The organism is Burkholderia sp., from assembly GCF_018375725.1.
Lineage (GTDB): Bacteria > Pseudomonadota > Gammaproteobacteria > Burkholderiales > Burkholderiaceae > Burkholderia.
The window spans coordinates 1-6,455 of the sequence record NZ_JAHACR010000250.1; the positions used below are offsets into that span (position 1 = coordinate 1).

Below are 6,455 nucleotides of genomic sequence, written 5' to 3' on the forward strand. Positions count from 1 at the left end.
CCGTCGTTCCAGCCGATCCTCGAGATCAATCCGGAGCATGCGCTCGTCGTCAGCCTCGTCTCGCTCGGCCTGCGCACCGGCATGGTCGTCGTGATTGCGATTCCGGTCGTGCTCGCCGTCACGGCGCTCTGCATGTACCTGTTCGGCATCGGCCTGCACAAGGTGTCGCTGGGCACGCTGGTGCTCGCCCTCGGCCTGCTCGTCGACGATGCGATCATCGCCGTCGAAATGATGGCCGTGAAGCTCGAACAGGGCTACAGCCGCGCGCGCGCCGCCGCGTTCGCCTACACCAGTACGGCCTTCCCGATGCTGACGGGCACGCTCGTCACGGTGTCGGGCTTCCTGCCGATCGCGCTCGCGCAGTCGAGCACCGGCGAATACACGCGCTCGATCTTCGAGGTGTCGGCGATCGCCCTCATCGCATCGTGGTTCGCGGCGGTCGTGCTGATTCCGCTGCTCGGCTATCACATGCTGCCGGAGCAAAAGAAGGCCGCGCACCTGCCGGACGATCACGAGCATGACATCTACGACACGCGGTTCTATACGCGGCTGCGCGGCTGGGTCGCGTGGTGCATCGAACGGCGCTTCGTCGTGCTGGCCATCACGGCGGCGCTCTTCGTCGTCGCGATGCTGGGTTTCTCGCTCGTGCCGCAGCAGTTCTTCCCGAGTTCGGACCGTCCCGAGCTGCTCGTCGACCTGAGGCTGCCCGAAGGCGCGTCCTTCGATGCGACGCTGCACGAGACCGAGCGCTTCGAAAAGACGATCGACAAGCGGCCCGAGATCGACCATTCGGTCAGTTTTGTCGGCAGCGGTGCGCCGCGCTTCTACCTGCCGCTCGACCAGCAGCTGCAATTGCCGAACTTCGCGCAGTTCTTGATCACCGCGAAATCGGTCGAGGATCGCGAAAAGCTCGCCAGCTGGCTCGAGACGGCGCTGCGCGACCGGTTCCCGGCGGTCCGCTCCCGGCTGTCGCGGCTCGAGAACGGGCCGCCGGTCGGCTATCCGGTGCAGTTCCGCGTCAGCGGCGACGACATCGCGACCGTGCGCGGCATTGCCGAGAAAGTCGCGGCGACGGTGCGCGCCGACGCGCGCACGGCCAACGTCCAGTTCGACTGGGACGAACCCGCCGAACGTTCGGTGCGCTTCGAGCTCGACCAGAAGAAAGCGCGCGACCTGAACGTCACGTCGCAGGACGTGTCGAGCTTCCTCGCCATGACGCTGTCGGGCACGACCGTCACCCAATACCGCGATCGCGACAAGCTGATTGCGGTCGACCTGCGCGCGCCGAAGGCCGAGCGCGTCGATCCGGCGAAGCTCGCGGGCCTCGCGATGCCGACGCCGAACGGCGCCGTGCCGCTCGGTTCGCTCGGCCGCTTCACGCCGACGCTCGAATACGGCGTGATCTGGGAACGCGACCGCCAGCCGACGATCACCGTGCAGTCGGACGTACGCGCCGGTGCGCAAGGTATCGACGTCACGCATGCGATCGACGGCAAGCTGAATGCGCTGCGCGCGTCGCTGCCGGTCGGCTACCGGATCGATATCGGCGGCTCGGTCGAGGAAAGTGCGAAAGCACAGGCGTCGATCAATGCGCAGATGCCGCTGATGGTGATCGCCGTGTTCACGCTGCTGATGATCCAGCTGCAGAGCTTCTCGCGCGTGCTGATGGTCGTGATGACCGCGCCGCTCGGCCTGATCGGCGTGGTGGCGACGCTCCTGCTGTTCCGCCAGCCATTCGGGTTCGTCGCGATGCTCGGCGTGATCGCGATGTTCGGCATCATCATGCGCAACTCGGTGATTCTCGTCGACCAGATCGAGCAGGACATTGCGGCCGGCCACGGACGCTTCGACGCGATTGTCGGCGCGACCGTCCGGCGTTTCCGCCCGATCACGCTCACGGCCGCCGCCGCCGTGCTTGCACTGATCCCGCTGTTGCGCTCGAACTTCTTCGGCCCGATGGCGACCGCGCTGATGGGCGGGATATCGAGCGCGACCGTGCTGACCCTGTTCTATCTGCCGGCACTGTACGCCGCGTGGTTCCGCGTCGGAAAGCGTGAGCGCGATGCGCCGCACGACGGCGGCGCGTCGAGCGGCGCCGCACCGTCGGGAGCCTGATCATGGAACTGTCGATGAACTTCAAGACCCACACCGCGCGCGCGATCGCGGCGGCCGGCCTCGCCTCGCTGGCCGGCTGTGCGTGGTTCGCGCCGAGCGGCGACGCGCCCCCGATGCCGTCGCCCGCCCATTACGGCACCACGCCGCAAATCGAGCAGACCGTCGCCGCACAAGGCGTCGCGCAACATTTCGAGGTCGGCGCACAGCCGGTGCCGGACTGGTGGCGTCAATACCGTTCCGATGCGCTCGATGCACTCGTCGACGAAGGGCTGCGCAACAGCCCGACGCTGTCCGCCGCCGAGCACAGTCTGACTGCCGCGCGCGAGCAGCTGCGCGCGCAGATCGGCAGCTCGCTGCTGCCGTCGATCGACGCGGTCGGCCAGGCCGCGCGCCAGCGCGCACTCGGCGTACCAATTGCGGCGCTCCACGCGCCGACGCTGCAGTACGACACCTTCGTCGGACAGCTCGAAGCGCATTACACGATCGACCTGTTCGGCGCGTCGCGCTTCGCGAACCGTGCGCTCGCCAAACGCGTCGATATCAGCGCGTTCCAGCTCGACGCCGCGCGCCGGGCGCTGGCCGCGAACCTCGTCGCCGCGGCGGTCACCGCATCCGTGCTGAACGAGCAGATCGGGACGACCGAGCGGCTCGTCACGCTTGCCGACGCACAGGCGCACGACGCCGACCGCCGCCATGCGCTGGGCGCGGCGTCGCGCGCCGATGCACTGAACGCGCGCCAGAGCGCCGACACGCTCGCGGCCGGCCTGCCCGCGCTCCGCCAGCAGCACCAGAGCGCACGCCACGCGCTGGCGGTACTGCTTGGCCGCACGCCCGACCAGGCGCCCGCCGATCTGCCGCTCGCGGATCTGCATCTGCCGGAGCAGGTGCCGGTTGTCGTGCCGTCGGATCTGCTGCAAAGCCGTCCCGACATCCGGGCGGCCGGCGCGGCGCTGCAGGCCGCGGCCGCCGAAGTCGGCGTGGCGACCGCGCAGATGTTCCCGCAATTGTCACTGTCCGCGGCGATGGGCAAAGGCGGCTTCGCATGGCCGACGATGCTGTCCGGCGCGGGCGCGATCTGGAGCGTCGCCGGTTCGCTCAGCCAGCCGATTTTCCACGGCGGCGCACTGCTCGCGCAGCGTCGCGCGGCGAAAGCCAGTTACGAAGCCGCGGTCGATCAGTACAAGCAGACCGTGCTTGCCGCTTTCCAGAATGTCGCCGATTCGCTCGCGGCGCTCGAGAACGACGCGCAGACGCTCGACGCGTCGAGCCGCGCCACGCTCGCGTCGCGCGGCGCATTCGAGGACGCCGCCGCGCGCGTGCGACTGGGTGCGCTGCCGCCGTCCGCGTCGCGGGCGAGCGAGCTGCAATATCGCAACGTGCTGCTCGACGAGATCCGCGCGAAGGGTGCGCGCCTCGCCGATACCGCTCGGCTGTACCAGGCGATGGGTACGCCTCAGCCGGCCGCATCGCCCCGCGCCGCCGGCGCGGACGCCGTCCAGGCCCGGCAGTAACGTTCCGGGGGCGATGAGCGCTGCATCGCCCGATCGCGCGTGGAGACAAAAACGCCCGGCCCGACGAATCGTCGGAGCCGGGCGTTGTCCATTGCGCCGGGCGAACGCGGAATATCCGTCAGATCGCGCCCGCCAGCCTGCGCCGCTCTTGCCGCAGCATCACGTAGTTCGCGATCACGACGCCGGCCGTCACCGCGACGATGAACAGCGTCGCGAGCGCATTCATCTCCGGATTCAGGCCGAGGCGCACGCGCGAGAACACCACGAGCGGCAGCGTCGTCGAGCCGGGACCGGACAGGAACGCCGACAGCACCAGATCGTCGATCGACAGCGTAAACGACAGCAGCCAGCCGGCCACGAGCGCCTGCGAGATCAACGGCAGCGTGATCGCGAAAAACACCTTGAGCGGCGTCGCGCCGAGGTCGAGCGCCGCTTCCTCGAGCGACGGATTCAGCTCGCGCACGCGCGACTGCACGATGATCGCGACATACGAGATGCACAGCATCACGTGGCCGAGCCAGATCGTGAAGATGCCGCGTTCGGCCGGCCAGCCGATCCATTTGGCGAGCTCGATGAACAGCAGCAGCAGCGAGATGCCCTGGATCACTTCGGGAATCACGAGCGGCGCGTTGATCATCCCGCTGAACAGCGCGAAACCGCGGAAGCGGCCCATCCGCGCGAGCACGAAGCCGGCCCACGTACCGATGATCACCGACGCGAACGCGGTCAGCACGCCGATCTTCAGCGACAGCCACGCGGCGGTCAGCAGCTCGTCGTCCCCGGCAAGCGCCGCGTACCAGCGCAGCGAAAAGCCGGACCAGACCGTGACCAGCTTCGATTCGTTGAACGAGTAGACGATCAGGCTCAGGATCGGGATGTACAGGAACGCGAACCCGGCCGCGAGCGCCGCGAACTGCAGATAGCGATTCGGCTTCATTTGCGGCGCCCCTCCTGCTCCTTCGCCTGGAAGTGCTGGAACATCGCCATCGGCACGAGCAGCAGCAGCACCATCGCGCAGGTGACGGCGGACGCCATCGGCCAGTCGGCGTTGTTGAAGAACTCATTCCACATCACGCGGCCGATCATCAGCGTGTCCGCGCCGCCGAGCAGCTCGGGAATCACGTACTCGCCCACCGCCGGGATAAAGACCAGCAGGCAGCCGGCGACGATGCCGTTCTTCGACAGCGGCAGCGTGATCTGCACGAACGCCTTCCACGGCTTCGCGCCGAGGTCGTACGCCGCTTCGAGCAGGCGCAGGTCCATCTTCACGAGGTGCGCGTACAGCGGCATCACGAGAAACGGCAGGTACGAATACACCATGCCGATATAGACCGCGTAGTTCGTGCGGTACAGCTCGATCGGCGTGTGGATCAGGCCGATCCACATCAGGAAGTTGTTCAGCAGCCCGTTGTTTTTCAGGATGCCGATCCACGCATAGACACGGATCAGGAACGACGTCCAGAACGGCAGCATCACGGCCATCATCAGGATGTTGCGGGTCGCCGGGCTGGTGCGCGCGATGTAGTACGCCATCGGATAGCCGATCAGCAGGCACAGCAGCGTCGTGACCGCCGCGACGAGCACCGAATTCACGTAGGTCGCGAAATACAGGCTGTCGGTGAACAGGAACGCGTAATGCGCGAGGTTCAGCGTCACGTGCACCGCGCCGTCCGCGTACGACGCCAGCTCGGAATACGGCGGGATGCCGAGCTGCAGCTCGGCGAAGCTGATCTTGACGACCAGCACGAACGGCACGAGGAAGAACAGCACGAGCCAGGTGAACGGCCCGGCGACCACCGCGGTGCGTCCGGTCATCCCGAAGCGCCTGACCGGCCAGGTGAACAGGGACATGAGCGCGTTCATGAGGTCAGCACCACGCCCGCCGATGCGCTCCAGCGCACGTAGATCTCGTCGCCGAGCGCCGGCGTCTCCAGTTCGCTGATCGCGAGGCTCGACACGTTCGCCATCACCGTCTTGCCCGAATCGAGCTTCACGTGATACAGCGAGTAGCCGCCCATGTACGCGACGTTCGTGATCGTGCCGTGCGCCCAGTTGTACGCGCCTTCGGGCGGCTTGCGGGTCAGCGCGATACGCTCGGGGCGCACCGACACGGTGACCGGCATGCCGAGCGGGCCGGTGATGCCGTGGTTCACGTACAGACTGCACGGCAGATCCGGCGACTCGATGAAGACGTGGTCCGGCTCGTCCTCGACGGTCGTGCCGTCGAACAGGTTTGTCGAGCCGATGAACTCGGCCGAGAACCGCGAGTTCGGATACTCGTAGACCTCGATCGGCGTGCCGGTCTGGACGATCTGGCCTTCGCTCATCACCGCGAGCCGGTTCGCCATCGTCATCGCCTCTTCCTGGTCGTGCGTGACCATGATGCAGGTCACGCCCACCTGGTTCAGAATGTTGACGAGCTCGATCTGCGTGCGCTGGCGGATCTGCTTGTCGAGCGCCGACATCGGCTCGTCGAGCAGCAGCAGTTTCGGGCGCTTGACGAGCGAGCGAGCGAGCGCGACGCGCTGCTGCTGCCCGCCCGACAGCTGGTGCGGCTTGCGCTTCGCGAACTTGCCCATCTGCACGAGCGCCAGCGCGGCATGCACGCGCTCCTGCAGCTCCGCCTTCGGCACGCCTTCCTGCTTGAGGCCGAACGCGACGTTCGCCTCGACGCTCATGTGCGGGAACAGCGCATACGACTGGAACATCATGTTCACGGGCCGCTTGTACGGCGGCATCTGCGCGAGGTCCTCGCCGTCGATCAGGATCCTGCCCGACGTCACCGTCTCGAGGCCGGCGAGCATCCGCAGCAGCGTGGACTTGCCGCAG

General features: G+C 67.3%; 5 protein-coding genes. 2 read left to right on the top strand and 3 right to left on the bottom strand.

What is annotated here, in order from left to right; translation table 11 throughout:
* Nucleotides 1-2,115: efflux RND transporter permease subunit (locus tag KH616_RS19815; RefSeq protein WP_292249836.1), on the top strand; the 2,115-nt coding region annotated here is incomplete at its 5' end.
* Between the two features lie 2 nt (nucleotides 2,116-2,117).
* The gene (locus KH616_RS19820) at nucleotides 2,118-3,626 is read left to right on the top strand and encodes an efflux transporter outer membrane subunit (protein ID WP_292249837.1); all 1,509 of its coding nucleotides are present in this window, start codon (nucleotides 2,118-2,120) and stop codon (nucleotides 3,624-3,626) included.
* Between the two features lie 118 nt (nucleotides 3,627-3,744).
* Here the strand turns inward: KH616_RS19820 and KH616_RS19825 are convergent, their stop codons facing one another.
* The 3 genes from KH616_RS19825 to potA all read right to left on the bottom strand — a co-directional run.
* Nucleotides 3,745-4,563, bottom strand: coding sequence for an ABC transporter permease subunit (locus KH616_RS19825; protein WP_292249838.1), 819 nt, complete (start codon nucleotides 4,561-4,563; stop codon nucleotides 3,745-3,747).
* Nucleotides 4,560-5,489, bottom strand: coding sequence for an ABC transporter permease subunit (locus KH616_RS19830; RefSeq protein WP_292249839.1), 930 nt, complete (start codon nucleotides 5,487-5,489; stop codon nucleotides 4,560-4,562). Before KH616_RS19830 ends, KH616_RS19825 begins: the two co-directional genes overlap by 4 nt.
* On the bottom strand, nucleotides 5,486-6,455 hold a 970-nt coding region (potA, locus tag KH616_RS19835; RefSeq protein WP_292249840.1), incomplete at its 5' end, for a polyamine ABC transporter ATP-binding protein. The genes potA and KH616_RS19830, both read right to left, overlap by 4 nt.

What these genes read in the sequence shown, in the direction of transcription:
- KH616_RS19830 (WP_292249839.1), bottom strand. Translation starts at nt 5,489, where the DNA reads ATGAACGCGCTCATGTCCCTGTTCACCTGGCCGGTCAGGCGCTTCGGG.
- KH616_RS19825 (WP_292249838.1), bottom strand. Translation starts at nt 4,563, where the DNA reads ATGAAGCCGAATCGCTATCTGCAGTTCGCGGCGCTCGCGGCCGGGTTC.
- KH616_RS19820 (WP_292249837.1), top strand. Translation starts at nt 2,118, where the DNA reads ATGGAACTGTCGATGAACTTCAAGACCCACACCGCGCGCGCGATCGCG.